We start from the raw sequence: 25,388 nt of genomic DNA, 5'->3' as shown, positions 1-25,388 counted from the left end.
GGGATAAGGTGAGTCATCTTCAACGATCCGGTATCGCTCTTTTTATGGCTTCAGTCTTTATTATAAATCCGATATAAGAAACTATCGTGCCACTTTTTTCGACCGTTGGTCTTTATTTCTTTTTAAAAAATAGTGCCTTGTTATACTCAAAATTCATACGTGCGATATTCAGTACTGATATACCTTGTGGACACTCTACCTCGCACGCTTCTGTATTTGAACAATGACCGAAGGACTCCTTATCCATTTGTTTGATCATATTTAATACCCGTTGACTACGCTCTTCCTTTCCTTGTGGTAATAGTGCCATATGGGTGATCTTTGCTGAGGTAAAAAGGGCCGCGCTGCCATTTTTGCACGTCGCCACACAAGCACCACAACCTATACAGGCTGCCGAGTCAAATGCCGATTCAGCTAATTCATGAGAAATAGGAATGGCTGTTGCATCTGGAGCCTGTCCTGTATTGATAGAGACAAATCCACCAGAAGAAATAATTCGATCGAATGCGGAACGATCCACTTTCAGATCTTTTTTTATATGAAATGCGGCTGAACGAAAAGGTTCTATGGTAATGGTATCCTTGTCTTTAAATGAACGTAAATGTAACTGGCAAGTCGTCGTATGCTTAAGGGGCCCATGTGCAATGCCGTTAATCATCATTCCGCACTGCCCGCAAATTCCTTCACGACAGTCGTGATCGAACTCGACGGGCTCTTCTCCTCCTGTTATCAACTGTTCATTTAAAGTATCCAACATTTCCAAAAAAGACATATGCGGATTTAGGTCAGTTAATGTGTACGTCACTAATTTGCCTGTAGCATTGCGATCCTTTTGTCGCCATATTTTAAGATATAAATCCATAATCATTCATTTTATTTATAGCTCCTAACAGTTGGTTGTATTTCTTCAAAGGTCAACGGTTCTTTGACCAACTCAGGTTCTTCATTTTCTCCCTTCCATAACCAAGCGGAAATAAATTGGTATTCGGCATCGTTACGTAGCGCCTCTCCGTCTGCAGTTTGATATTCTTCCCGAAAATGCGCTCCACAGGATTCATTTCGCGTCAATGCATCATAACACATCAGTTCTCCAATCTCAAAATAGTCTGCTACACGTCCGGCTTTCTCCAGTTCGCTATTTAACGTATCGGCCTGGCCGCTGACAATAACGTCCTTGAAAAATTCTTGTTTTAGCTTTCTAATTTCTTCAATAGCATAGCGAAGCCCTTTTTCATTACGTGCCAGCCCACAATAGTCATAGAGTATTTTGCCGAGTGTTTTATGGAAATAATCCACAGTTTTACTGCCTTTGATTTTCAAAAATACGTCGATTTGTTTTCTAACATCCTCTTCAGCACGTTCAAACGCAATATGATCTGTGGAAATTTTCCCCGTATGAATATCGTTTGCCAAATAATTGGCAATCGTATAGGGACCGATAAAATAGCCATCGACAGATGCCTGAAGCAGTGAGTTTGCCCCAAGTCTGTTTGCACCATGGTCCGCAAAATTAGCTTCGCCAAGCGCAAATAAACCTGGCAGACTCGTCATCAACTCATAATCGACCCATAAACCGCCCATGGAAAAGTGTGCAGACGGTGAAATCATCATCGGTACGCTATAAGCATCATATCCCGTAATCTTTTCATACATGTCAAATAGATTACCATATTTTTCCTGTATTTTCTGTTTCCCCTGTTCTCTGATAGCCTTCGCAAAATCAAGATAAACAGCATTTTTGAGTGGACCAATCCCAAAGCCGGCATCGATCCGTTCCTTTGCCGCCCGAGAGGAAATATCCCGTGGGGCAAGATTTCCAAATGCGGGATACCGTCGTTCTAAATAGTAATCCCGTTCTTCCTCCGGAATAGCGTTGGGTTCTCGCGTCTCACCTTCCTTCATGGGGACCCATATTCTTCCGTCATTGCGCAAAGACTCCGACATTAAGGTTAATTTAGACTGATAACTGCCCGATTGTGGTAAGGACGTCGGGTGAATCTGAATCCAGCTCGGAGAAGCCATTAATGCGCCCTTTTTATGTGCGCGCCAGATTGCCGAACCGTTACATCCCATAGCCAAGGTCGATAGGTAATATATTTTACCATAACCTCCTGTTGCTAATACAACTGTATGGGCCGCATGCCGTTCAATATCGCCCGTATCTAGATTACGTACGATAACACCACGTGCCTTTCCATCGATAACAACAACATCAAGCATCTCATGTCGTGTAAAAAGTTGCACGGTTCCCTTTACTACCTGGCGCATAAGTGCCTGGTAGGCGCCCAAAAGAAGCTGCTGCCCGGTTTGGCCTCTTGCATAGAACGTCCGACTTACCTGTACGCCGCCAAAAGAGCGATTATTTAAATAGCCGCCGTATTCTCGTCCAAAAGGAACTCCTTGGGCTACAGCTTGATCGATCAAATTAAGTGAGCATTCTGCCATGCGGTATACATTTGCTTCACGTGCACGGAAATCCCCTCCTTTTAAGGTGTCAACAAACATTCTGTAAACGCTATCTCCATCATTTTTATAGTTCTTTGCCGCATTTACCCCGCCCTGCGCTGCGACGGAATGCGCCCGTCGCGGACTGTCCTGAAAACAAAATGATTTCACCTGATACCCCATCTCGCCAAGGGAGGCTGCAATAGAACTACCCGCCAACCCTGTACCAATCACGATAACATCCAATTTTTTGCGATTGGCGGGATTAACTAATTTGGCAGTCTTCTTATAGCGTGTCCATTTTTCATCCAATGGCCCTTCTGGTATTTTTGAATTTAATATCATGATTTATCCGCTTTAGTTTACTGTAAAGAATATATAAACAGGCATCATGGCAAAGCCCAAACTAATGATAACCGAATAGCCAATGCCAAGGATCTTAAACCATTTGACAAATTTTGGATGAAATAATCCTAAGGTTCGAATTGCGCTATGAATCCCGTGAATAAGATGATAACACAAGGCTATCATAGATAATACATAGATAAGGACGTACCACCATTGTTGGAAGACAGCGATGACCAAAACATATAAGTCCTTGTTCCCCCGCTCATCAAGCGGGGTTGCACCAAATTTGTATACATACCAAAAATTCTGAAAATGGATAACTAAAAAGATGAGAATTATAGTACCTAAAATTCCCATATTACGCGAGTACCATTTGCTTGCTCTTCCGCGATGATCCGATTTATAAACAGCTCCCTCCTTTTTATTTTTTAATGTAATGACAAGGCCATCTAAGGCATGAAGGATAATGCTGGCATAAAGTACATAAGAGATAATCTTGATCAAGATATTGCCCGCTAGAAAATGTGAGTAGGCATTAAATTGTAAATGTGCTTGTTCCTGCGGCAAGAATAGCTGTAAGTTCCCTAGGAAGTGAATCAGCAAAAAGAACGCTAAAAACAATCCAGTCAGGCACATGAGCATCTTTTTTGACAAAGTAGATAACATAATAAGATCCTAATTTTTAATAATAACCTATAACCTTCATCCACAATCCACCAACACCCATGTAAATCACCAATAATACGATACCGATTTCCAATCCACGCAACCACCATGATTTTAAATCAACATAGCCACTTCCGAAAAATACCGGTGCAGGGCCATGGCCATAATGTGTTAATACACCATAGATGGAGCCTAGAAATCCAAGCATCATCGCAAGCAGCATTGGTGGAATGCCTAAAGAAACACCGACACCCAACAAAGCGGCATACATCGCTGCTACATGGGCAGTGGCGCTAGCGAAAATGTAGTGACTAAAGAAGTAAACAAGAATAATGACAGGAAAGGCTATTTGCCAGCTCAAATCACCAATCTGTACTTTAATCAAATCACTAAACCAGCCGATGAATCCCAATTCGTTTAATGAACTGGCCATCATGACCAACACAGCAAACCAAACAATCGTATCCCATGCTCCTTTTTCTGCTTTAACATCCTCCCAGGTCAACACAGAGGTTAGTAACAGTAGCGTTAAACCTATAAAAGCCGTCGTTGTAGCATCAATTGAAAAGGATCCACCAAAGATCCATAATGCCAATAAGATAAAGAATGCCAAAAGCATTAACCACTCATTCCTCGAAATAGGCCCCATCTCTTTTAGTTTCTGTGCCGCCATCTTCGGCGCATCGCCTGTTTTTTTTAATTCAGGCGGATATAATTTGTAAAGAACAAGCGGTACCACAAAAAAGGCGACAATACCAGGTATGAATCCCGCAATGGCCCAGGACATCCAAGTAATGTCGATTCCCAGGTTAGCAGCAAACTTTTGACACATTGGATTACTGGCCGTCCCCGTCAAAAACATCGAAGAGGCTATTAGATTCATATAATAGCTATTTAAAGTAAGATAGGATCCCAATTTCCGATGTGTCTCTGGTTTATCGGGGACGGAATCAAAACTAATAGCCATGGATTTCATAATTGGATAGATAATACCACCACCTCGAGCCGTATTGCTCGGGATTGCTGGAGCTAAACAGACGTCTGCCAATCCCAATCCATAAGCTAATCCGAGCGAACTTTTTCCAAAAACACGAATGAAAAGAAATGCAATCCGATTGCCAAGACCGGTTTTTATGAAACCGCGAGCAATAAAGAAAGAGATACCGATCAGCCAGATAACTTTGTCGCCAAAACCGGTCAAAGCTTTGGTAATGGATTTACCAGCATCTCCGGGGGCCAACACTTGTGTCAGCGCGGTAAATGCTATAGCCATCATACACATGGTACCCATCGGCGCTGCTTTTAAAATAATCCCAAGAATAGTTGCGGAGAAGATAGCAAAGAGATGCCAAGCTTCTGGGCTGACTCCTTTCGGTATTGGGATAAACCATAAAATGAGTGCCACAAGAAAAGTGATGGCAATATTTTTAATACTGATTTCTTTCATAATAAGCGAGGTTTAATAAATTAGAATCGACTTTGTACTTGAATAATAAATAAATTCTTATTGAATTCACTGGTATTTTCGGTCTGCTTTTTATACCGGTCTAACTGAAGACCAAGCTGAATCCTTGCACCATAATTTTTTAAAAATTCTAGACCAAACATCGGTGTGTATGTTTGACGTCCATTTGCATTTAGTTTATAATTAGGATCAATGTATTCATATCGGCAAGATAGCTCGAAAGCGCTTAGGTTGAAATAATTTACTTCGTATCTTAAGTTTGGAAGAAAATAAATACCCCGTACAAGGTAATCGCTCAATTTGGAGCTACGAGCACTCTCGTCCAACGAATAATACAGGTTATGATTGATCGCCTGTTTTGCTTCCAGCTGCATATCGAGATTCCAGCGCTTGCCAAAGTTCACGTTTCCGGTTAGATCAACACCCAATGCGTGCACCTGTTTTTTCATAACCTCGCCAATCCCCCCATTGAGCCCTAAGTTAACACTATACTTCTTCGAAAGGCCAAAGACAAGACGCGTAGCATATTGTTTGCCATTGTCGTTATCGACTACCTGATTTTTCCCATTTCCATTTACCACGGATAACGAGTAGCTAAAAGGCATTTCCCCAAGCGTGGTCTCGCCTGTCGCTGCCACGCCGATCTGAAAGCTTGCCCAGCCGAGTTTGCCAAACTCAAGATATTGATTAGACCAATCCAATGATTTGATAATATCAATCGGATAGGTCTCTTCAATACCAAACCAGGGACGGAATTGGCCTACTGTAATCGCCAATTTGGGACTAAATGTATATTTCAAATAAGCATTTTCGAGAACTTTTGTTTTCGGATCGCTTTTAAAATCCGCGAGATTTGCCAAAACTGTCACCTCTGTGCGTTTGCTAATTTGGGCACGCATCTGAACGCGCATATACTTCACCATAAAATTGTTGTCCGTACCAGAACCATCACTGTGATGCAGTCCATTAACGTCTACATCTTTTGTGCCACTCACAAGGTATCTGGCCTGAAATAAACCTTTTACCTGAAGCTTGGGATAAATCGTATCATCCTTGGTTAGTTTTACAGAATCTACTTTGCTTTGTTGTTCGGTCCCTACTTCTTGCCCCTTGGCCAGGTTATTCAATAGTGAGCACGCAATAAGGAGTGGAATGTAATGTTTCTTCATATCAAAACAATTTGGCCTTAGCGAGTAGCCCGGCCTACTTTTCGTTGTTAATAATGTTACTTCTTCGATTTGTTATTGTAGTAACAACAGATAACATTAGAAAATGTTTTGTTATTTTAATATAATTTAATAACTGTAAGAAAACCAGTCCGATTCTAAAATGGTATCGTGTAAATTCCATGTTTTTGTGTAATTTCACGGACGAACATTAAACTAATCTAATTTTCAAATTCGCAGATTGATCTTTTAAGGAGCCATTGAACTCACTGAAAACTTCGCGCGTAAATTATGGTATGCAATTTTTAGAATCGATAAATATTATGAAAGAAAAATTAATCAAGACATGTTTTATTTGCCTGCTTCTCCTGATCATTCAGGGTTTTTCAATAACCACAAGCCACGCTGCTGACAAAGAAAAACCCGCCATGTTTTGGACTTGGCTAGATTACAACGCCAAAACAAACTTTGATTCAATTTGCCGTGAGATGAATTATTTAGGAATCGATGGCGTAATGTTAAATGCCGCCAGTCCAGACGAGTATCGGGTAGCAATTCCCATTGCAAAAAAATATGGCATCCAAGTTATCGCGTGGCTTTGGACGATGAACTTGGAACATGACAGGGATAAAATACTCCAAGAACATCCGGATTGGTTCAGCGTCAATCGAAATGGTAAAAGTCTGGCAGATACCACTGCATACGTTGGTTATTATAAATTTTTGTCACCTGTTGTGCCCGGAGTAAAAGAGTATATCCGTAAAAAAATCGAATCCTATTGTGAAGTCGAGGGATTGGAGGGGATTTCTATTGACTATAATCGCTACGTGGATGTTGTCCTCCCTACAACCCTTTGGCCTAAATACAATATTGTTCAAGATCGTGAATACCCAGCTTGGGATTACGGTTACCATCCAATTGCAATAGCGAAGTTCAAGAAACAGTATGGTTATGATCCGAGAGCACAAAAAGATCCATCGAAAGATCTAAAATGGCGCCAATTTCGTTGCGATCAGATAACCGATATCGCCAATATGATTGCAGACATCGTTCACTCCCATGGTAAAACAATGGCTGCATCCCCATTTCCGACTCCCAAAATGGCTTCTCGTATGGTGCGCCAAGATTGGGGTAAGTGGAATTTGGATGTTGTTTTTCCGATGGTATACAGCAATTTTTATACAGAAGATCCAAGCTTTATTAGAGATTGTACATTAGAAAATGTGCGCGATAAAGGAGCAAATACGACGCTATATTGTGGATTGATGGCTAAAAATAATGAAGAAATATTTGCCGATATGGATGAGGCGCTAAATAATGGTGCGCAGGGAATTTCTATTTTTACCATCCATAGCTTAAAAGATCCGCAGATAAGGGAAAAATTTAAAAACTATACAGCTGCTGCGAAAGCTAAAAAAGCGCAAAATAATGGAACTTTAACCCATTCGGCACATGTGAAAATCGAAAATAATCCTTTCAAAAAAGAAGGTATTATGAAATTAATCAACCAAAAGATACAAGATTTGGTACGCTCAGAAAATCCTGCTGCCAGCCCGATAGCATTATCAAAATATAAAAAAATAGATGCATACGATGTAACTCAAAAATACCTGGTTACTGATCAGGTGAGCAAAAAGAATTTTTACGTCACCTTCTTTTTCTATGGCGGTATACTTTCCGGTTGGAATGTTGATCCAGCTCCAAATGCAGCCTAAAGGATGACCTACTAGATTGAGGTGCTAAAATGTTACTTATTTGGCACCTCTTTTCTTTTAATACACTGTTCCCTATCTTTGGAACAAACAAATACTGAAAAAATGAGAAAAAATGTCAGGTTGGTAGCCTGTATTATAGGTTTGATATGTTCCGGATCAATTACTGTATCGTTTGCTCAAAACAACATTCAAAACCAGCGCAGTACTAAGAGCGCGATCATTGATAAAGCGCTATTGGATAAAATATTGGATAAAAATAGGCAATCATTCAAAGAAGGTAAAGTGGCTGATTACATCCCGGAATTAAGTAAAGCCAATGCAGCATCTATCGCACTTTCGGTGGTAAATAGTGCTGGAACAATCGTTAGTATCGGAGATGTACAACAAAGATTTACAATTCAGAGTATTTCAAAAATTGTTTCCTTGATGGTTGCTGTATTGGAAAATGGCGAGGAAGTTGTTTTTAATAAAATGGGATACTATGGAACAGATAAACCCTTCAATCATTTTGCGAATTTGGAAACATCGGGTAAACCGCTCAATCCGATGATGAACGCCGGCGCCATTTTAACGACATCGCTTATTAAAGGAACAGGTGAGGAACCTTTTGTTAAAATAAGGGATATGATTCGCTTTATAACGAATAATGAAAAAATCGATTACAGTAGATCTGTATACCATTCGGAACGGGAGACTGGAAATCGAAACAGAGGCATGTTCTACCTGATGCGCAACAATGGACTCATTGATGGTGAAGGTGAAGACAAACTCAATAATTATTTTAAGCAGTGCTCCATTGAGATAACTGCGGAGGATCTGGCTAAAATAGGTTTCTTTTTTGCCCATCATTGCGTGCGCTATGATGGAAATAAGCAATACTATAACCCAGATCTATCTCAGCTAGTTCAATCACAAATGCTCATTGCAGGGATGTACGAATTTAGTGGCGAATATGCCAGAACTGTCGGACTTCCAAGTAAATCGGGCGTTGGTGGCGGAATCACAGTAAGTGTACCGAATAAAATGGGTATAGGGGCCTACAGTCCAGCATTGGATCAACATGGCAACTCTGTTGCAGCATATCGCATGATATTGGACTTGGTAAAAGAGAAATCGCTGGGCCTCTTTAATTAGATTTTCAACCTTTCAAAATCATATGACACGAACAGAACCCATAATTGCTGTAAAGAGCGTCTCCAAAAGCTCGCTATTCTACCAAAAGCTTTTGGGCTGTACCAGTCAACATGGCGGCGAAACATTTGAAATTCTCACGGATAACGGGACTGTCATTCTCTGTTTACACAAATGGGGTGAGCACGACCACCCTACTATGCAAGATCAAAAACATGCGGGGAATGGATTTATTTTATTCTTTAGAGTAGATAATTTACAGCAAATCTTCGAAAACGCTACTTTGTTAAATGCATTCATAGAGAAAGATATACATTACAATGAGAACTCGCTAAAGGATCAATTTATCCTGCGTGACCCCGACAACTATTACCTAATTGTATCAAACTAGGCTACTATAGCTGTATATCGATTGAATGGAGGCTTGTCTTCATACGTAAAATTTCCATTCTTAAACCAGTTTAATTTTTTTAGCGTATACTAATCGCAACTTTGTCTTATCAAAACTTAAAACAATGAACACACGATTGAATATTGCAAAAGTAGATGCGGTAGCCTATAAGGCGATGATGGGATTGGAAACCTATCTCAATGATATTTTTTTAAATCCAATTCAAAAGGAACTCATAAAAATACGTGCTTCTCAAATCAATGGCTGTGCCTTTTGCTTAGATATGCACACGAAGGATGCGCTGAAGTATGGTGAAACGCCACAACGGATATTTTTATTAAATGCCTGGCGGGAAACGAATCTATTCACTAAAGAAGAACAGATTTTGTTGGAGATGACAGAGGAGATCACATTGATACATCAAAAGGGTTTGACAGAAAGCACTTTTCAAAAAGCAAAAGAAATATTTGAAGAAAAGGAGATTGCACAGATTATTATGGCGATCATTACCATAAATGCGTGGAATAGAATTGGCATCAGCACCCATTTAGAACTATTAAAGTAGTGCTACGCTTTGATTACAAAAAAGCCTCTTTCAATATTGGAAGAGGCTTTTTTCATTGCTAAATATATTCCTGTTTTTTCCAATAAAAATCCCGATTATCCTTTATCTTTATTAGGAAAACCAATATGAATGCATGATTATGAAAATCCTAAAAAAAATCCTAATTGTTTTGGCGATCATCATCGCTATTCCCTTAATTACTGCAATCTTCGTCAGTAAAGACTTCTCGGCCCAGAGTGAGATAACAATCAATAAGCCAAAGCAGGAAGTGTTCAACTACGTGAAAATGCTTAAGAACCAAGATAACTTTGGTGTATGGCAACTATCAGACCCGCAAATGAAAAAAACTGAACAGGGTGTAGATGGTCAAGTCGGCTATAAATCCAGCTGGGATGGTAAGAAAGTCGGTAAAGGTTCACAGACCATTACAAAAATCGTCGAGGGCGAAACAATTGAAACGGCCCTCGATTTCGGTATGGGTGAACCAGCCAAGGGTTATTTCATCTTAAAAGAGATCTCGCCTAATCAAACTTTGGTGACCTGGGGAATTTCAGGAAAATCGCCCTATCCATGGAACTTTATGAACTTATTTATGAATATGAATAAAGACTTCGATCAGGGTCTGAAAAACTTAAAAAATAGACTAGAATAGCGACTATACAATGCAAAAAAAAGTGGTTAAAATAAACTTTACTTTAACCACTTTTTCTCATTTTTAAAAGGAACAAAATTTATCTTCTGCGCATTAAAATTCGTAGAATGTACCAGAACAGCAACATGATTGATGAAAATAGCTGCAAGGCTGCCCCTACATATTGTTCGTTGCCGTAACTATACTTCAGATTTTGAGTTTGATAGAGTATGCTTCCAGAAGCAAGTGCAATCATGGCAACCGAAAACCATAATCCAAGTTCAAAACCAAAAATAGCTCCAGCAACAATTGCCCCCAAAGATAAGAAGCCTCCAATCACCAGGATATTTCTGAGAAATGAAAAATCTTTATTGGATACAAATGCAACGACAGTAAGGCCGGTAAACAAGGCCAAAGTCATTATACTTGCCTGATAAATGACACTAATTCCTTCGGTCATAAATACCGCCATAAAAATCATCGGCAGGAAGATGATTGCCTCCAGTACAATATAGAATGCTAGGCCTAAATATTGGGTTTGACGGCTTTGCGAAAGTGTCCATCTTGATGAAAGTGTGGAGCCCAACCAAAAACATCCCAATAAGAACAACCAAATAAATTTTCCGCTAACCATCCAAACGATAAAATCATAAGGGATCAATTTGATCAGCAAAGTTTCCAAAACGATAAATGCTAAAATCGAAAGCGCAACATGAAGATAGGTTTTTTTATAAAAAACGCCCCTTTCAGCGTCATCATTGATAAGAATATACTCTTGTGATTCCATAAAACAAATACAATAGATTAAATAAGGATTAAAAATAAGCATTTATTCTATTTTCACAAGAAAGAAGTTTGCATAGGCTTATAAAAAAAGAACCCCGCCTAGCGGGGTCCATTCAAACAAACAACTTATTTCCAGCCTCCTCCCAAATCTTTATAGATATTGACAACAGCATTGAGCTGCTGCTTCTTTGTTTCTATCAATTCAAGTTTTGAATCCAGTACATCGCGTTGTGTCATTAAAACCTCCATATAGTCTGCCCTCGCTGATTTAAAGAGATCATTTGACACAGACACGGAATTATTCAGAACCTCAACTTGTTTTGCTTTGAAATCGTAGCTGCGCCCGAGGTTTTCAATATTAGAAAGTTGTGTAGAGACTTCTAAGTAAGCATTCAGAATCGTCTTCTCGTAATTATATACCGCCTGTATTTGTTTCGCGTTGGCTGTATTAAATTCCGCTTTAAGCCCATTTTTGTTGATCAAAGGTGCTGCAAGCTCCCCTATTAGATTATACAAAACTGATTCAGGCATCTTAAATAGATAAGAAGGCTTGAATGCCTGTAAACCCAGAGCAGCCGAAATCTCCAAAGAAGGATAAAACTCTTTCCGCGCGATCTGTACGTCCAACTTCGCGGCAGCGAGCTCATACTCGGCCTCACGAATATCAGGTCTATTGCTTAGTAGTTGGCTCGGTATACCTGTCTGAACTTTCGCCGGGATCAGATCGACAAAATTGCTTTTGTCACGTTTGATCTCTTGTGGGAAACGTCCCAATAGAAAATTAATACGGTTTTCAGTTTCTTTGATCTGTTGCCGCGTCTCAAATTCCATACCTTTGGTCTTCAACACTTCGGCTTCAAACTTTTGAACCGCCAGTTCTGTTACACGAGCAGCCTGTTTCTGCAATCGGATTACCGAAAGCGCATTGTCCTGAAGCTCGATATTTTGTTTGATAATAGCCAACTGATTGTCCAATGCCAATAATTCATAATACGAACGGGCAACTTCGGCAATAAGGCTACTTAAGACAAAATTTTTCCCTTCTACCGTAGCAAGATAACGGTTCAGTGCTGCTTGTTCGGAGTCCTTCAGTTTTTTCCAAACATCGATTTCCCAACTGGCATACGCACCAATGGTCAAATCTCCTAGTGGATCCGGCATTTCCTTTCCAGGGGCAATTTCTGTACTGGCATCACCGGCCCCCTGACTGGTGTATCGTCCAACTTTTTCAACACCACCTCCGGCACGTAAACCAACAGTGGGTTTCAATGCTCCTTTTCGTAAAAGAATATCATTCTTTGCGATCGCCAACTCCTGCAAAGTAACATTCAGCTCCTGATTGTTTTTCAACGCTGTATCGATCAATACAACTAAATTTGGATCCGTAAAAAATTCACGCCACTTAACCGACGCTGAATTCGTTGTATCTGATTGAGCTACATCTGTATACTGCTTCGGAACGAATTTATTCTCCTGTATTTGTGTCGCTTTGGGAACCTTACATCCCGTCACTGCTGCTGAAAGCGAAAATGCAATGACCCATTGTATTTTTCTGCGATTAGTCATTATTATCAAGTTCTTCAGTTAATGGATTTTCATCTTCGTGTTTAATAAGCTTGCGTTTGGAGGCAATAGTCCCGAAGATAAAGTATAAGCCCGGTATCACCACAATACCAAAAACCGTCCCAAACAACATACCTCCCGCTGCCGCTGTACCGATCGTACGGTTTCCAATTGCACCTGGGCCTGAAGCCATAACTAAGGGAATCAACCCGGCGATAAAAGCAAATGATGTCATCAAAATAGGTCTAAACCTTACTTTTGCACCGTCCAAGGCAGCCTCAATGATACTCAATCCCTGCGAATGCCGTTGAGCGGCAAACTCAACAATCAACACGGCATTTTTACCAAGTAGACCGATAAGCATGACCAAAGCAACCTGCGCGTAAATATTGTTTTCCAATCCCAATAACTTCAATAGTAGAAATGCCCCAAAGATTCCGATTGGTATAGAAAGCAACACCGCAAAGGGCATAATAAAGCTCTCATATTGAGCGGAAAGTATCAAGTAAACGAAACCGAGACAAATTAAGAAGATATAAATTGCCTGATTTCCACGACCTACCTGATCTTTGGAAATACCAGCCCAATCAATGCCATAGCCTCGTGGTAAGGTCTTGGCAGCGACTTCATTAATCACCTGAATTGCTTCACCACTGCTATAACCTGGTGCGGCAGAGCCCGAAATTTCAGATGCCATATACATATTGTGCCGGGTGATCTCAGAAAGACCGTAAACCTTTTCCATATGCATAAATGCTGAAAATGGTACCATTTCGTCTTTATCATTCTTCACATATAGTTTTAAGATATCTTCCGGCAAAGCCCTGTATTGCGGCAAAGCCTGAACCATAACTTTATATTGACGGTCATACTTAATGAAATTCGTTTCGTAATTACTGCCCACCAAAGTCGAAAGCGTATTCAGTGCATTATCAATGGTAACACCCTTCTGTTGCGCGAGATCATTATCGATATGCAACATATACTGCGGAAAACTTGCACTATAGAAGGTAAATACAGACGATAATTCAGGCCTTTTGTTCAATTCACGCACAAAATCCTTACTTACCGTTTCCATTTTCTTGTAGTCGCCAGAACCTGCTTTGTCCAGAAGACGAAGCTCAAATCCACCCGCAGCACCATAGCCCGGTACGGCCGGCGGTTGGAAAAACTCGATAGACGCTCCTGGGATATTTTTGGCAGCGGCCTCCAGTTGCTCTATGATCTCCTGCGAGGATTCTTTACGTTCTTCCCAGCTTTTCAAGTTGATCAAACAAGTACCTGTATTTGCCCCGGTTCCTTCAGTCAGGATTTCATAACCAGCCAATGAAGATACCGATTGTACACCATCAATGTCTTCAGCTTCTTTTTGCAATGTCTGGGCCGCTAGATTGGTCCGTTCCAATGTCGATCCTGGCGGCGTTTGAATAATAGCATAGATCATCCCCTGATCTTCATTGGGGATAAAACCTGCAGGAACAGCATTATTCAAAAAATATGCGCCAATACAAAAACCAATTAATACTAAAAATGTAAAAACGCGCTTATCCACTATGCCCTTCAACAAGTAAACATATTTGTTGGACATCTTATCAAACAATCTGTTGAAAGAATCCAGGAATTTATCGATAATGGATTTCTTTCTTGCCTTTCCATGGTTATTCTTCAGCATAATCGCACATAAAGCCGGAGTGAGTGTCAATGCCACAACACCCGATAAGATGATGGAAGTAGCCATGGTAATGGAAAACTGCCGATAGAATATCCCTACGGGGCCAGACATAAAGGCAACCGGAATAAAAACCGCCGCCATAAGGAATGTGATCGCAACAATGGCACCACTGATTTCGTGCATCGCTTTTTTGGTCGCCTTATAGGCCGAAATATGAAGCTCTTCCATTTTAGCATGGACAGCTTCAATAACCACAATCGCATCGTCCACAACCACACCTATGGCAAGCACCAGTGCAAACAATGTGATCAAGTTGATGGTAATGCCAAAAAACTGCATGAACAAAAACGATCCCACCAAGGAAACCGGTACTGCAATGGTCGGAATCAATGTCGAACGCCAATCTCCTAAGAATAGAAAAACCACAATAGCAACAAGCACAAATGCTTCCAATAAAGTATGGACTACTTTTTCCATGGATGCATCCAAGAATTTTGATACGTCATAGCTAATTTCGTAATCCAGCCCTTTCGGAAAGGAAGCTTTCAATTCCTTCATTTTGCTTTTAACGTCTTGGATTACCTGAGAAGCATTACTTCCATAGGATTGTTTTAAGACAATCGCTGCAGATGGTTTTCCATTCAGTGTAGAGTAGATATCGTACATCGCCGAACCGAATTTGATTTCCGCAACATCTTTTAAACGTAACATTTCACCATTTTCACCCGCACGTAAAACGATATTGCCATAACCTTCCGTAGTTGTAAAACGCCCCGGGTATTTCAATACATATTCAAAAGACTGGGAGGTCATACCAGACGACTCCCCGGCTTTACCTGGTGAAGCTTCCAAACTTTGCTCGGATAAGGCTTTCATCACCTCTTCTGCAGAAATCTTGTAGGCTGTCATACGATCAGGTTTCAACCAAATACGCATCGCTAATTCGCGTGTTCCAAGAATATTTGCCACCCCGACACCGTCTACCCGACGTAATTCGGAGACAATATTCATGTCCGCATAGTTATACATAAAATTTCCATCAAGCTCCTTGTCTTTACTGTAGAGATTGATGTACATTAACATATTGGATTCTTCACGTGTAATCTTCACCCCTTCACGGACCACAATTGGCGGAAGCTTGTTAACCACAGAGGCTACGCGGTTCTGTACATTTAAAGAAGCCTGATTCGGATCCGTTCCTAGGTTGAATACGACCTGAATACTTGCTTCCCCGTCATTACCGGCATCGGAAGCCATGTATTTCATTCCAGGAACCCCATTGATCGCACGTTCCAGCGGAATGATAACTGATTTAATCATCAACTCACCATTGGCTCCAGGATACTCGGCAGTGATGTTCACCTTCGGTGGCGATATTGACGGAAATTGTGTTACAGGAAGCTGTACCATAGAAAGCACACCCAAAAACACAATGATCAGTGATATCACGATCGAAAGTACTGGTCTATTTATAAAACGACTAAACATAGTAATTTAACTGTAAGGGATCTATTCTGTTTTTAACTTCAAATTTGAGATGGCGTCTTTAGGTTGCACAAAGCTGTAGCTGATTTTATCATCCTCTTTTGCTTTCTGAATACCATCCAACAAAAATTTATCATCTTTTTGAAGTCCGCTCGTTACCACATACAGATCTGGTAGGGAGTTACCAATGGTGATATGACGGGCTTTTAATTTGCCCTCCTTATCGATTACATACACATATTTACGGTCCTGCATTTCGTATGTCGCTTTCTGTGGAATAATTAAAACCTGTTTCAGCGGAAAGTTCATCACCACCTTGCCGCTCTCGCCATGTTTTAATAGACGGTTTGGATTGGGAAATTTCGCTCTAAAAGCAATATTTCCCGTCTCACTGTTGAACTCACTTTCTATGGTCTCCACAAGACCATTTTGAGCGAACAACTCATTATTGGCAAGCAACAAGCCGACATGAGTATCTCCACGTTTACTCACGTTAGTTTGATAACTTAAATATTCAGGTTCGGAGACATTGAAATAAACCAGCATCTCACTGTTGTCGGACAGACTTGTCAATAATTCACCTTCATCCACCAAACTTCCCAATTTCAATGGAATCCGATCAATGGTTCCGTCAAAAGGTGCCCTGATTTCTGTAAAGGAGAGATGTAATTTTGCAATCGCAGCCTCAGCTTTGGCTTGCTCAAGTTTTGCTTTAGCCATCGCGAGTTCATTGGGCGATACGACATTTTTATCGGCAAGCGTTTTTGTATTTTGAACTTCAATTTCTGCTACATTAACTTCTGCCGAAGATTTACGGTATTCGGCCTCATACATCTTCGGCATAATCCGAAAAAGTAATTGCCCTTTATGGACAAATTGTCCTTCATCTACGAAAATCTGCTCGAGATAGCCCTTTTCCTGAGCCCGAAGCTCAATATTTCGGAAAGACCTAATCTGGGAAACAAAGTCCTTACGGATAGTTGTGTCCATTTGCACCGGAGAGGTCGCTGTAAATTTCTCTTTTTCTTCCTTTTCTTCCTTTTTGGAAGTACACCCGATTTGGCATAAGGTAATAGCCAAACTAGCGAGCATAAATACTCTTTTCATTTGTAAGCGTCTAATTAAAAAAATAAGTTTGATTGTTTGTTGTCTTGGTTGGTGAAATGACTCTACTTTGGTTTATGGTCGTTCCGACTTGTTCATAGATTGTACAAATCGATTACGACTGAGCAGAGCATCCCTTAGGATATCCACCAAAGCATATGAAATTTCGAAGGGTATATTTTAAATTCTCCAGTTTTGTTGAAGAACGTATCTTTGAGGGAAAAGATAGGCTATGAAATTGCAAAAAGGTATCTTCTTTGCAAATCGAAAAACGAAAACAAAAAGGACAATAGCAAAAAGTAGCAGCGCAACAAATTGGGATGTCACCTGCAAATCCTTGGTCAGTTGAAAATTTTCGGCATCAAATTCCTCGATAACTGGATTATCACTGTGAATATTACCGTAAAATAGCGGATCGATGTGGTCAACTGATGCGTCAATATACTGCTGTACATCAGCATGATTATGCTGATACATAAAACTAACAGTTGGTCGGTCGGATTCAATGAGCACGGCATGGCTATTACTGCTTCTGATAAATAAGAAGCATAAGAATAAGAATATCGTAACAACCGCTTTCATTGCGGAGCAAATATACTAGCGTACAACTAATTTTAACGATCTTTAACACATTTTAACAAAACAATTACAATTCGTAGATTTCCGCTAGAAAAGTGACAATTGCAAACCCCGACCATTTGTTCTCAAGGGTTGTGCATCTCCGAAGACTGTTCTGCCACCATATTTCCAAGAATCTCGCCGTTCTTCTGCTATAATTTGTTGAATATCAAATTGTGGCTGAAAATCTTTTTCGCTATCCAAGACAATCTGGTGCAACTTGTTAATCGACTTTAATTTTTCACCGTAACCCAGTTTAGATTTTTCAATGCCTTTTTGCAAAATTTGAATACTTTCATCGTAAATGGTTAAAGGAACTGGAAAAGGATGCCCATCTTTCCCGCCATGAGCAAAGGAAAATCGAGCGGGGTCATTGAACCGTGAAGGCGCACCGTGGATTACCTCACTGACTAAAGCCAATGACTGTAACGTACGGGGCCCAACTCCTTTTAAAAGCAATAAGTCTTCAAAATGGCTTGGTTGACTTTCTCGAGCCACGTACAACATCGCTCCTAGCCTCTTCAAGTCAACGTCCGAAGCACGGACATCGTGATGGGATGGCATAATAAGTTTAGCGAAGTCTTGCATCACTTGAGTTGAATCCTCCGCTACGATCGTCATAATACCTGTTCTATTGGCCGCCGCTTCTGCAGCTGTCAAGTTGAGGATAATACCTTGTGAAGGACCACTGATACCCGCATGTGGTTCTTCAACGAACGATTTGACCTTTTCAGAATGCCAATGGTAGCGACGGGCAGTTCCATCCTTTTCATGCATACCTTGCTGCACGACCGACCAATTGCCATTATCCGTCACGATAAAATTGTGGAGATATAATTGGTAACCATCCTGAATAGCGGTGTTATCCACTTTAGCAACAAGCTTACTGCTGCGAATCAAGTCGTTGCCATCTAGTCCCATGTCGTTCGAAAGCCGAAGTAGTTCCTGTGGGGTCTGCATGGAAAGCTTGCCTTTACCCCCACAGATATATAGTCCTAAAGATTTCGCATCGGGATTAATAGCGCGTTTTAATGCCCCCATAACAGCCGTTGTGATCCCTGAAGAATGCCAATCCATGCCGAGAACAGCACCAAAGCTTTGAAACCAGCGGGGATCTGCCAGTCTTCTCAAAACCTCGTCTTTACCATAATCCATTAATATTACTTCAACAATGGAGCGACCTAGCAAAGCCATACGTTCGTAAAGCCACGCTGGTACTTTTCCATAGTGTAATGGGAGATCTGCGGTTCCGGATCGTTTCATTTCAAACTAAATATATTAGTACAAATCTATCTCTTTTTTAGATAAAATAAAAACGGCTAGATAGCTTCTAGCCGTTTTTATTTTATGATCAATCTATACACTACATCTGAGCATATAACTTAGGGCGCATCGAAGTAGCGGCACAAGTCACAGCTTCACTACTTACCGGTCAACGCTGACAATAATCCAGCCCGGAACGAAGGATCTTTCTCCGAAAACTCGATCGAATGCTTATAGGTGTCTACATTAAAGAAGAGCTCCGCTGGAGCAGCTTTTTTATTGTCCAAAAATAGTTTAAAGCTGTACGCTGTTTTTTTGGACAAATCAGCATTCACCTTATTGGATGAAAACACATTTGGAAGAATTACATCTTTTGTAAAAGAATCAGTGGTAGCTATTTGAAATAAATCACCTAATGCTTTAATTAAATTGTCAGACTGTTGACCCGACGACGAGATTCTAATCTTACCTTTGGTAAAGCCGACTTCATCACTCGGTTGGCCATCTATTATACCTGCGGGTATAAAATCTACAACCTCAAACTTCGCTCCTACAGTATCCTGTTTGTAAAGAGATTTTGTGATATAAATACGGCTTGAATCCGTTTTAATTTCATCTGTAATACGTAGAAAAAAGTTCTTCTTTTCTGCGCCCGGTGAACCATTCGTAAATTGTTCGATTTTTACACCTTCAATTTTGTTCACCGTTGTTGTATCACTTCCATCAGTTTTCTTTTGATTGGAATTTCCGCAACTAGCCATCAGCACCGTAGCGGTCGCAAGAAATGCTATAGATTGAATCTTGTACATATTGAATTGTTTGTTATCAGTTATTAATGAATATTGCTCTTATAATATTACCATTATTACTGATAACAAACAACTATTAGCAATGTTTTTATTTTATTTCAATAAAGCATCGTATAAAATTTCCACAGGATGATAAGATTTTCTTCCTACACCATCTTTAATCTGATGTCTGCAAGAAGTACCCGCTGCGGCAATTAAAGTACCAGGTTCTGTTTGGCGTATGGTTGGTAATAAAACCAATTCGGCTACTTTCATCGAGATATCATAATGTTCAGCCTCATAACCAAATGATCCTGCCATACCACAACAACCCGAAGGAATTGTTTCTACGCTAAAGTTCGTCGGAAATGATAGGACCTGTTCCGTAACAGTAACGAGATGAAAAGCCTTTTGATAACAGTGGCCATGAAGCTTTACCTTTTTCGTTTCCGACGTAAACTGTTCTGAATGAATACGTCCCGCTTTCATTTCATTCAACAGAAATTCGTCAATCATCAGCGCGTTTTTGGCTATTTTTTGTGCGTCAACACGTAAATCATCATCGACTAAACTTAAATACTCATCTCGAAATGTAATTATCCCGGAGGGTTCAACGCCTAAAAGTGGCGTATCATCCGTAATTAGTCCCTTTAAGAAATGGATATTTTGATTCGCAATCTCCTTTGCTTTTTTCACAAAGCCTTTAGAAAGATAAGTCCGCCCGCTTTGCACACGTTTTGGAATGACTACTTCATACCCCAAGGCAGTCAGCAACTTATATGCGGTAATGCCGATCTCGGCATCATTATATTCGGTAAATTCATCCGAAAAAAGGTAAACCCGACGCTTACTATCACTTGCCACTGCTTGTTTTTTTACCCATTGGGTTAAAGTCGTTCCATTGACTGTAGGTAAGGAACGCTTTGGCGCAAATCCTACTGTTTTTTTGACTACTCCTGACAAGAAATCATTTTTGACCACAAAGTTGTAAATGGGCGCAACCCAAGATCCGAGTTTCTGAGACTGGGTGAAATTAGCGATTAATTTTGTTCTAAATCCCGCACCATGCTCATCATAATAGTGCTGCAAAAATTCGGCTTTCATTTTGGCCACATCCACACTGGAAGGACACTCCGTCTTACAGCCTTTGCAGCTTAAACAGAGATCCATGACCTCTTTGATCTCCTCATGATCGAAACGATTTTTCTTTGGGGAATTCGTTAAAAATTGACGCAACATATTTGCCCGCGCCCGTGTCGTATCTTTTTCATCGCGCGTAGCCATGAATGAAGGGCACATTGTTCCACCGGTAATTTCAGTCTTTCGGCAATCTCCCGAACCAGAACACTTCTCCGCCAACCGAAGAATAGACTCATCTTTAGAAAAATCGAAATAGGTCTTTATTTCCGTTCGGTTGCTATCGTTGTCATAACGTAAATGAGAATCCATTGGCGGCGTGTTGACAATTTTATTTGCATTAAAAACGCCCTGTGGATCAAAGATATATTTTACATCTTCAAGCAATTTGTAGACTTTTTCACCAAGCACTTTGCCGATAAATTCGCCGCGCAGACGACCATCACCGTGCTCACCACTCAGTGAACCGTTATATTTTAATACAAGGTCGCTGGTTTTTTCGAGGATTGAACGAAATGTACGCTTCCCTGCTGCTGTTTTCAAATTCACAAAGGGCTCAATATGTAGTTCCCCGGCTCCCGCGTGCGCATAATAGGATGCATGCACCCCCTCTTCCACCAAAAGTTTTTGGATATCACGCACGTAAGCAGGTAAATCTTCAGGCGACACCGCACAATCTTCAATCAAATTTACAGGTTGACTATCCCCGGGTAAATTGCGAATTAGCCCCAGTCCTGCCTTGCGTACATCCCAAACCAAATTGGTCTGTTCAATACCCGTAATGTAGGGATAAGCATAACCAAGCCCGCGGGCTACAAGGTCCGCTTTCAGAGCCATCGCTTTTGCCTCTGTTTCAGCGGCTGTCTGCCCCCTAAACTCAACAATTAATAAAGCCTGGGGATCACCCTCAATAAAAAAACGATTATACTTATAAGTTGGATGCCCAACCGTAAAATCCATGATGTATTTATCTACCAATTCGGATGCTTCCGGCTTGTGCGCTAAGGCTACCACATTACCGTGCATACACTCTACCATATCCGCAAAATGAACACAAAGTAAGCCTAGTTCCTGCGGTGGTAAGGGCATCAGTTTGAGTTTCGCTTCTGTAACAATAGCCAGCGTTCCTTCGGACCCTGCCAACAAATTACACATATTGAAAGGTGTCGAGCGATCGGCAAGGATATCCAAAGCATAACCGGTATTTCTGCGCGTGATAGATCGTTTTGGATAGCCCGCTTCAATGGCGCTTAAATGCTCGGGGTCTGTCAATAATGCATTCATATTACGGTAGATATCCCCCTCACGACCAGCTAATAATAATTTCTTAAAATAGGCTGCTTCATCAACTGCTTCAAAGGTCACTTCAGAACAGTCGTCCAAAAGTACATTGGCCGAAATCAAATTGTGTCGTGTATCGCCCCAAACAATCGAATGCAGACCCGAAGAGTTATTGCCAATCATTCCACCTACCATAGCACGGCTTGCAGTCGAAGTTTCAGGGCCAAACATCAGTCCGAACGGTTTAAGATAATTATTCAAGTCGTCACGGATCACACCAGGTTGTACCCGAACCCACTGCTCGTCGACATTAAGTTCAAGTATATGGTTAAAATGACGAGAAATATCCATGATAATGCCATTGCCTACTACCTGACCAGCTAAAGAAGTGCCGGCGGTACGTGGTATGATTGTGACACCGTTGTGCCGCGCAAAATCAATTATTTTTTTGATATCATCATGATCGACGGGTATGGCTACGGCCAAGGGTTTTTCTTGATAAACAGATGCATCTGTCGAATAGGCAAGCAACATCGTTTGGTCCTTCGTTTCATGAGTATAATAGAGCTCCCCTTTGAGTTGAGACGCTAATAAGGCTAATTGATTTTGATCTTTCACTTAATCTGCATTTATGTATGAAACAAATTTAGTCAAATTTATCCATCGGAAAAAGAGAAGATTGCAAGAAATACCCAAATCAAAAACAAAAAACGCATAAAAACGCAAAATCAAACAAATTACCATAAAAGTCAATTTTATTTCGTTCCTTCCGACAATGCACGTATTTTTGTGGCGCTACATCATTTAAATTAACGATTCATATCTTATATGCGTAATCTATTCCTTCGCTATACGCTGCATTCTGATTTTATTATATACACCATCCGGGTATTGATTGGCTTCCTTATAGGTTATCCCCTTTTCGTATCTTTTCCCCAATATTCGGTTTCCTGGACACTAATCTCCATTATATTGGTCATTTCACCGCAAGAGAATGAGTCGAAAAAAATAGCCATCGACCGGGCTAAATCCAACTTTATAGGATCAGCAATTGGTCTCAGTCTATATTTCGTTCCCATTTCGCAACTCTCTGCCATGATTATCGGTATTGTTGCATCATTGATTACATGCAAGCTACTCAATATTATGGCTGTGGCAAGGACATCCATGGTGGCACTCATTATCGTCTACCTTCACGAACAGCAAAGTCGCTCTTACTTCGCCGCTTTGGATCGCTTTGGCTGTGTGTGCTTAGGTTGTCTGATTGGATTGGGCGTCATCCTGTCAACGAGTAATATTATTCTGAAATTAAGAAAAAGGTACAATTGTTGAGTTATACGCCTACCTGTCTAAAAGGCAATATACTTACCTTCAGTACCATAGCCCAAATGGTCAAGATTTCTTTCTGATAAATAAGAATAAAATTCACTCAAATTTCCGATCACTCAGAATTATATTCAGAATTTTATATACAATTTTGAATTTTATACTTTTTTACCTATCTTTGCAGTCGAAATGACAAAAGTAGAATATAATTTAGACCAGGTCGACTATAAAATCTTGCGCTTAATGCAGGATAATGGACGGATCAACAATGCTGACATCGCAAGAGAATTAGGCATGGCACCATCGGCGATCCTCGAGCGCGTAAAGAAGCTCGAGCAAAAAGATGTGATTTTAAAGTATAGTGCCAAGATCAATCCTGCCGCGGTCGATCAGAAACTTTTATCGTTTATTTTTATCAAAGCCAATGATATTATTGGCGAACAGGGTGTAGGGTTGGCACTTGCGGAAATCCCTGAAGTTCAAGAGGTACACGACATTGCAGGTGACGATGGTTACCTTATTAAAGTAAGAACTGCGGATTCTACAGGTTTAGTGGATCTCATGCGAAATACCTTAAGTAAAGTGGAAGGTATTATTTCAACGCGGACAACAATTGTACTTCAGACTGTCAAGGAAGATCAGCAGGTTGTCATACCTGAGTAATAGAAAGGAGGTTTAATCATGTTGCAAGGACAAAAAAAGGCTGCTAGCCCATTAATGGTTGTAGTTGCTTATTTCATTATTTATGTGGTATGGGGCTCGACCTTTTTCTTTATAGAAAAAGCGTTGCATAGTTTCCCCCCATTTATTTTGGGTTCGTTTCGATTTGTTGTAGCCAGTGCAATTCTAATGACATATTGTGCTATAAAAGGGTATAGATTATTTAACAAGCGTTCTATTCAAGAGGCCGCAATCGTAGGTTTTTTATTGCTCTTTGTCGATATGGCCGGGGTTATCTGGGCCGAGCAATATGTGTCTGGTGGTGTTGCCGCTATTATTGCCGCAGCCGCTGCAATCTGGTTTATTTTATTGGATAAACCCAAGTGGAAAGAAAACTTTAGCAGCATTAGCACGGTTGCTGGTGTAGCATTAGGTTTCTGTGGTGTTGTGATGCTTTTCGCTGAACAGATCATGGCGACCAATGATCATACAGACGGTACTCTTAAGGTAATTGCCCTATCTATTTTGGTATTGGGTTCTATCGCTTGGACTGTAGGTTCATTGATTTCCAAGTATTTTAAAAAATCCGAAAAAGAAGAAAAAGAGGACCTGCATGTTATGGTGAAGACTGCTTGGCAAATGGTTACCGCAGGTGTTCTCTTTAATATCACGGCGCTATTTACCGGTGAATATGCATCATTTACACTGAGCAGTGTAGCACCTATTGACTGGTTTAACTTGGGGTATTTAATCACATTTGGTTCCATCCTTGCTTTTAGCTCGTATATTTGGTTATTGCAGGTACGTCCAGCAATGGAAGTAAGTACCTATGCTTATGTGAACCCAATTATTGCACTTATATTAAGTCATTTTTTTACTTCGCATGTGGTGACCTCATTGCAAATTGTTGGACTAGCGGTTATTCTATTCTCGGTCCTATTAATGAACTGGAAAGCATATCGTACCAAGCTGTCCTCGCGCAGCAAAAGGAAAAAGATCCTTCAGCAGGAGAATAGTTTAGAGCGTTTGATAGCAGCGGATCCCCAAACGGACAACAAACATATTCCTGAGACGGAATTAGTTCATTAGGTTGTTATTTTTCTAATTATATGGGCAAAGCTTAACGTGTAACAATGTTAAGCTTTTGTTGTTTTTAAAAATTAGCTAACATTGGATAAGATT

At 40.5% G+C, this 25,388-nt stretch carries 21 protein-coding genes; 8 read left to right on the top strand and 13 right to left on the bottom strand.

Annotated features, from left to right (window positions below):
* Window positions 1–112: 112 nt before the first annotated feature.
* From AACH28_RS01990 to AACH28_RS01970, 5 genes are read right to left on the bottom strand one after another with little or no spacing between them, the layout of a single operon-like run.
* The gene (locus AACH28_RS01990; RefSeq protein ID WP_046673445.1) at window positions 113–862 is read right to left on the bottom strand and encodes a succinate dehydrogenase/fumarate reductase iron-sulfur subunit; all 750 of its coding nucleotides are present in this window, start codon (window positions 860–862) and stop codon (window positions 113–115) included.
* Window positions 863–873: 11 nt separating this feature from the next.
* Entirely contained in the window at window positions 874–2,790 is a 1,917-nt protein-coding gene (locus tag AACH28_RS01985) for a fumarate reductase/succinate dehydrogenase flavoprotein subunit (RefSeq protein WP_341832096.1), read from the bottom strand.
* Between the two features lie 12 nt (window positions 2,791–2,802).
* The gene (locus AACH28_RS01980) at window positions 2,803–3,459 is read right to left on the bottom strand and encodes a succinate dehydrogenase cytochrome b subunit (protein ID WP_070564055.1); all 657 of its coding nucleotides are present in this window, start codon (window positions 3,457–3,459) and stop codon (window positions 2,803–2,805) included.
* Window positions 3,460–3,475: 16 nt separating this feature from the next.
* A complete protein-coding gene (locus tag AACH28_RS01975) occupies window positions 3,476–4,906 on the bottom strand; it encodes an anion permease (RefSeq protein ID WP_341832095.1) in 1,431 nt (476 codons plus the stop codon).
* Window positions 4,907–4,926: 20 nt separating this feature from the next.
* Window positions 4,927–6,093, bottom strand: coding sequence for a porin (locus AACH28_RS01970; protein WP_341832094.1), 1,167 nt, complete (start codon window positions 6,091–6,093; stop codon window positions 4,927–4,929).
* 320 nt (window positions 6,094–6,413) lie between these two features.
* On the opposite strand from AACH28_RS01970, the gene AACH28_RS01965 reads away from it, so the two are divergent.
* The 5 genes from AACH28_RS01965 (at window position 6,414) to AACH28_RS01945 (ending at window position 10,544) form a co-directional block, all read left to right on the top strand.
* A complete protein-coding gene (locus AACH28_RS01965) occupies window positions 6,414–7,805 on the top strand; it encodes a hypothetical protein (protein WP_070564513.1) in 1,392 nt (463 codons plus the stop codon).
* A gap of 102 nt (window positions 7,806–7,907) precedes the next feature.
* Window positions 7,908–8,939 carry a glutaminase A gene (glsA, locus tag AACH28_RS01960; protein ID WP_341832093.1) on the top strand — a complete coding sequence of 344 codons (1,032 nt, stop codon included), beginning with the start codon at window positions 7,908–7,910 and terminating at the stop codon, window positions 8,937–8,939.
* Window positions 8,940–8,961: 22 nt separating this feature from the next.
* A complete protein-coding gene (locus AACH28_RS01955; protein WP_070564049.1) occupies window positions 8,962–9,327 on the top strand; it encodes a glyoxalase in 366 nt (121 codons plus the stop codon).
* Between the two features lie 124 nt (window positions 9,328–9,451).
* Window positions 9,452–9,892 carry a carboxymuconolactone decarboxylase family protein gene (locus AACH28_RS01950; RefSeq protein ID WP_115048720.1) on the top strand — a complete coding sequence of 147 codons (441 nt, stop codon included), beginning with the start codon at window positions 9,452–9,454 and terminating at the stop codon, window positions 9,890–9,892.
* Window positions 9,893–10,031: 139 nt separating this feature from the next.
* Complete coding sequence (locus AACH28_RS01945; protein WP_046673443.1) at window positions 10,032–10,544, top strand: SRPBCC family protein; 513 nt, start codon at window positions 10,032–10,034, stop codon at window positions 10,542–10,544.
* Window positions 10,545–10,623: 79 nt separating this feature from the next.
* On the opposite strand, the gene AACH28_RS01940 is transcribed toward AACH28_RS01945, so the two are convergent.
* The 8 genes from AACH28_RS01940 to AACH28_RS01905 form a co-directional block, all read right to left on the bottom strand.
* Window positions 10,624–11,310 carry a Bax inhibitor-1 family protein gene (locus AACH28_RS01940; RefSeq protein ID WP_046673344.1) on the bottom strand — a complete coding sequence of 229 codons (687 nt, stop codon included), beginning with the start codon at window positions 11,308–11,310 and terminating at the stop codon, window positions 10,624–10,626.
* Between the two features lie 125 nt (window positions 11,311–11,435).
* Complete coding sequence (locus tag AACH28_RS01935) at window positions 11,436–12,875, bottom strand: efflux transporter outer membrane subunit (RefSeq protein ID WP_341832092.1); 1,440 nt, start codon at window positions 12,873–12,875, stop codon at window positions 11,436–11,438.
* On the bottom strand, window positions 12,868–16,032 hold the full coding sequence (locus AACH28_RS01930; RefSeq protein WP_341832091.1) for an efflux RND transporter permease subunit: 3,165 nt from the start codon (window positions 16,030–16,032) through the stop codon (window positions 12,868–12,870). The genes AACH28_RS01935 and AACH28_RS01930 overlap by 8 nt, the downstream gene beginning before the upstream one ends.
* Window positions 16,033–16,053: 21 nt before the next feature.
* Entirely contained in the window at window positions 16,054–17,136 is a 1,083-nt protein-coding gene (locus tag AACH28_RS01925) for an efflux RND transporter periplasmic adaptor subunit (protein ID WP_046673341.1), read from the bottom strand.
* A 177-nt stretch (window positions 17,137–17,313) separates the two neighbouring features.
* A complete protein-coding gene (locus tag AACH28_RS01920; protein WP_046673340.1) occupies window positions 17,314–17,715 on the bottom strand; it encodes a hypothetical protein in 402 nt (133 codons plus the stop codon).
* Window positions 17,716–17,799: 84 nt separating this feature from the next.
* Window positions 17,800–19,014: a DUF763 domain-containing protein gene (locus AACH28_RS01915; RefSeq protein WP_312743729.1), complete on the bottom strand. Its 1,215-nt coding sequence runs from the start codon at window positions 19,012–19,014 to the stop codon at window positions 17,800–17,802.
* 158 nt (window positions 19,015–19,172) lie between these two features.
* Window positions 19,173–19,823, bottom strand: a complete 651-nt coding sequence (locus AACH28_RS01910) for a hypothetical protein (RefSeq protein ID WP_046673338.1) — start codon at window positions 19,821–19,823, stop codon at window positions 19,173–19,175.
* A gap of 93 nt (window positions 19,824–19,916) precedes the next feature.
* Window positions 19,917–22,838: an FAD-linked oxidase C-terminal domain-containing protein gene (locus AACH28_RS01905; RefSeq protein WP_341832090.1), complete on the bottom strand. Its 2,922-nt coding sequence runs from the start codon at window positions 22,836–22,838 to the stop codon at window positions 19,917–19,919.
* Window positions 22,839–23,048: 210 nt separating this feature from the next.
* On the opposite strand from AACH28_RS01905, the gene AACH28_RS01900 reads away from it, so the two are divergent.
* From AACH28_RS01900 to AACH28_RS01890, 3 genes are all read left to right on the top strand, one after another.
* The gene (locus tag AACH28_RS01900; RefSeq protein ID WP_286802025.1) at window positions 23,049–23,552 is read left to right on the top strand and encodes an FUSC family protein; all 504 of its coding nucleotides are present in this window, start codon (window positions 23,049–23,051) and stop codon (window positions 23,550–23,552) included.
* A 183-nt stretch (window positions 23,553–23,735) separates the two neighbouring features.
* Window positions 23,736–24,209, top strand: coding sequence for an Lrp/AsnC family transcriptional regulator (locus AACH28_RS01895; RefSeq protein WP_046673335.1), 474 nt, complete (start codon window positions 23,736–23,738; stop codon window positions 24,207–24,209).
* 18 nt (window positions 24,210–24,227) lie between these two features.
* Window positions 24,228–25,295 (top strand): EamA family transporter, encoded by a 1,068-nt coding sequence (locus AACH28_RS01890; protein ID WP_201639201.1) that lies wholly within the window; start codon window positions 24,228–24,230, stop codon window positions 25,293–25,295.
* Window positions 25,296–25,388: the final 93 nt, after the last annotated feature.

The organism is Sphingobacterium thalpophilum, assembly GCF_038396785.1.
Classification (GTDB): Bacteria; Bacteroidota; Bacteroidia; order Sphingobacteriales; family Sphingobacteriaceae; genus Sphingobacterium; species Sphingobacterium thalpophilum_A.
Note: the sequence above shows the minus strand (reverse complement) of the source record. Positions and strands in the feature narration are given on the sequence as shown.

What these genes read in the sequence shown, in the direction of transcription:
- AACH28_RS01985 (WP_341832096.1), bottom strand. Translation starts at nt 2,790, where the DNA reads ATGATATTAAATTCAAAAATACCAGAAGGGCCATTGGATGAAAAATGG.
- AACH28_RS01950 (WP_115048720.1), top strand. Translation starts at nt 9,452, where the DNA reads ATGAACACACGATTGAATATTGCAAAAGTAGATGCGGTAGCCTATAAG.
- AACH28_RS01980 (WP_070564055.1), bottom strand. Translation starts at nt 3,459, where the DNA reads ATGTTATCTACTTTGTCAAAAAAGATGCTCATGTGCCTGACTGGATTG.
- AACH28_RS01920 (WP_046673340.1), bottom strand. Translation starts at nt 17,715, where the DNA reads ATGAAAGCGGTTGTTACGATATTCTTATTCTTATGCTTCTTATTTATC.
- AACH28_RS01915 (WP_312743729.1), bottom strand. Translation starts at nt 19,014, where the DNA reads ATGAAACGATCCGGAACCGCAGATCTCCCATTACACTATGGAAAAGTA.
- AACH28_RS01970 (WP_341832094.1), bottom strand. Translation starts at nt 6,093, where the DNA reads ATGAAGAAACATTACATTCCACTCCTTATTGCGTGCTCACTATTGAAT.
- AACH28_RS01955 (WP_070564049.1), top strand. Translation starts at nt 8,962, where the DNA reads ATGACACGAACAGAACCCATAATTGCTGTAAAGAGCGTCTCCAAAAGC.
- AACH28_RS01990 (WP_046673445.1), bottom strand. Translation starts at nt 862, where the DNA reads ATGGATTTATATCTTAAAATATGGCGACAAAAGGATCGCAATGCTACA.
- glsA (WP_341832093.1), top strand. Translation starts at nt 7,908, where the DNA reads ATGAGAAAAAATGTCAGGTTGGTAGCCTGTATTATAGGTTTGATATGT.
- AACH28_RS01940 (WP_046673344.1), bottom strand. Translation starts at nt 11,310, where the DNA reads ATGGAATCACAAGAGTATATTCTTATCAATGATGACGCTGAAAGGGGC.
- AACH28_RS01890 (WP_201639201.1), top strand. Translation starts at nt 24,228, where the DNA reads ATGTTGCAAGGACAAAAAAAGGCTGCTAGCCCATTAATGGTTGTAGTT.
- AACH28_RS01975 (WP_341832095.1), bottom strand. Translation starts at nt 4,906, where the DNA reads ATGAAAGAAATCAGTATTAAAAATATTGCCATCACTTTTCTTGTGGCA.
- AACH28_RS01930 (WP_341832091.1), bottom strand. Translation starts at nt 16,032, where the DNA reads ATGTTTAGTCGTTTTATAAATAGACCAGTACTTTCGATCGTGATATCA.
- AACH28_RS01935 (WP_341832092.1), bottom strand. Translation starts at nt 12,875, where the DNA reads ATGACTAATCGCAGAAAAATACAATGGGTCATTGCATTTTCGCTTTCA.
- AACH28_RS01965 (WP_070564513.1), top strand. Translation starts at nt 6,414, where the DNA reads ATGAAAGAAAAATTAATCAAGACATGTTTTATTTGCCTGCTTCTCCTG.
- AACH28_RS01895 (WP_046673335.1), top strand. Translation starts at nt 23,736, where the DNA reads ATGACAAAAGTAGAATATAATTTAGACCAGGTCGACTATAAAATCTTG.
- AACH28_RS01900 (WP_286802025.1), top strand. Translation starts at nt 23,049, where the DNA reads ATGCGTAATCTATTCCTTCGCTATACGCTGCATTCTGATTTTATTATA.
- AACH28_RS01945 (WP_046673443.1), top strand. Translation starts at nt 10,032, where the DNA reads ATGAAAATCCTAAAAAAAATCCTAATTGTTTTGGCGATCATCATCGCT.
- AACH28_RS01910 (WP_046673338.1), bottom strand. Translation starts at nt 19,823, where the DNA reads ATGTACAAGATTCAATCTATAGCATTTCTTGCGACCGCTACGGTGCTG.
- AACH28_RS01925 (WP_046673341.1), bottom strand. Translation starts at nt 17,136, where the DNA reads ATGAAAAGAGTATTTATGCTCGCTAGTTTGGCTATTACCTTATGCCAA.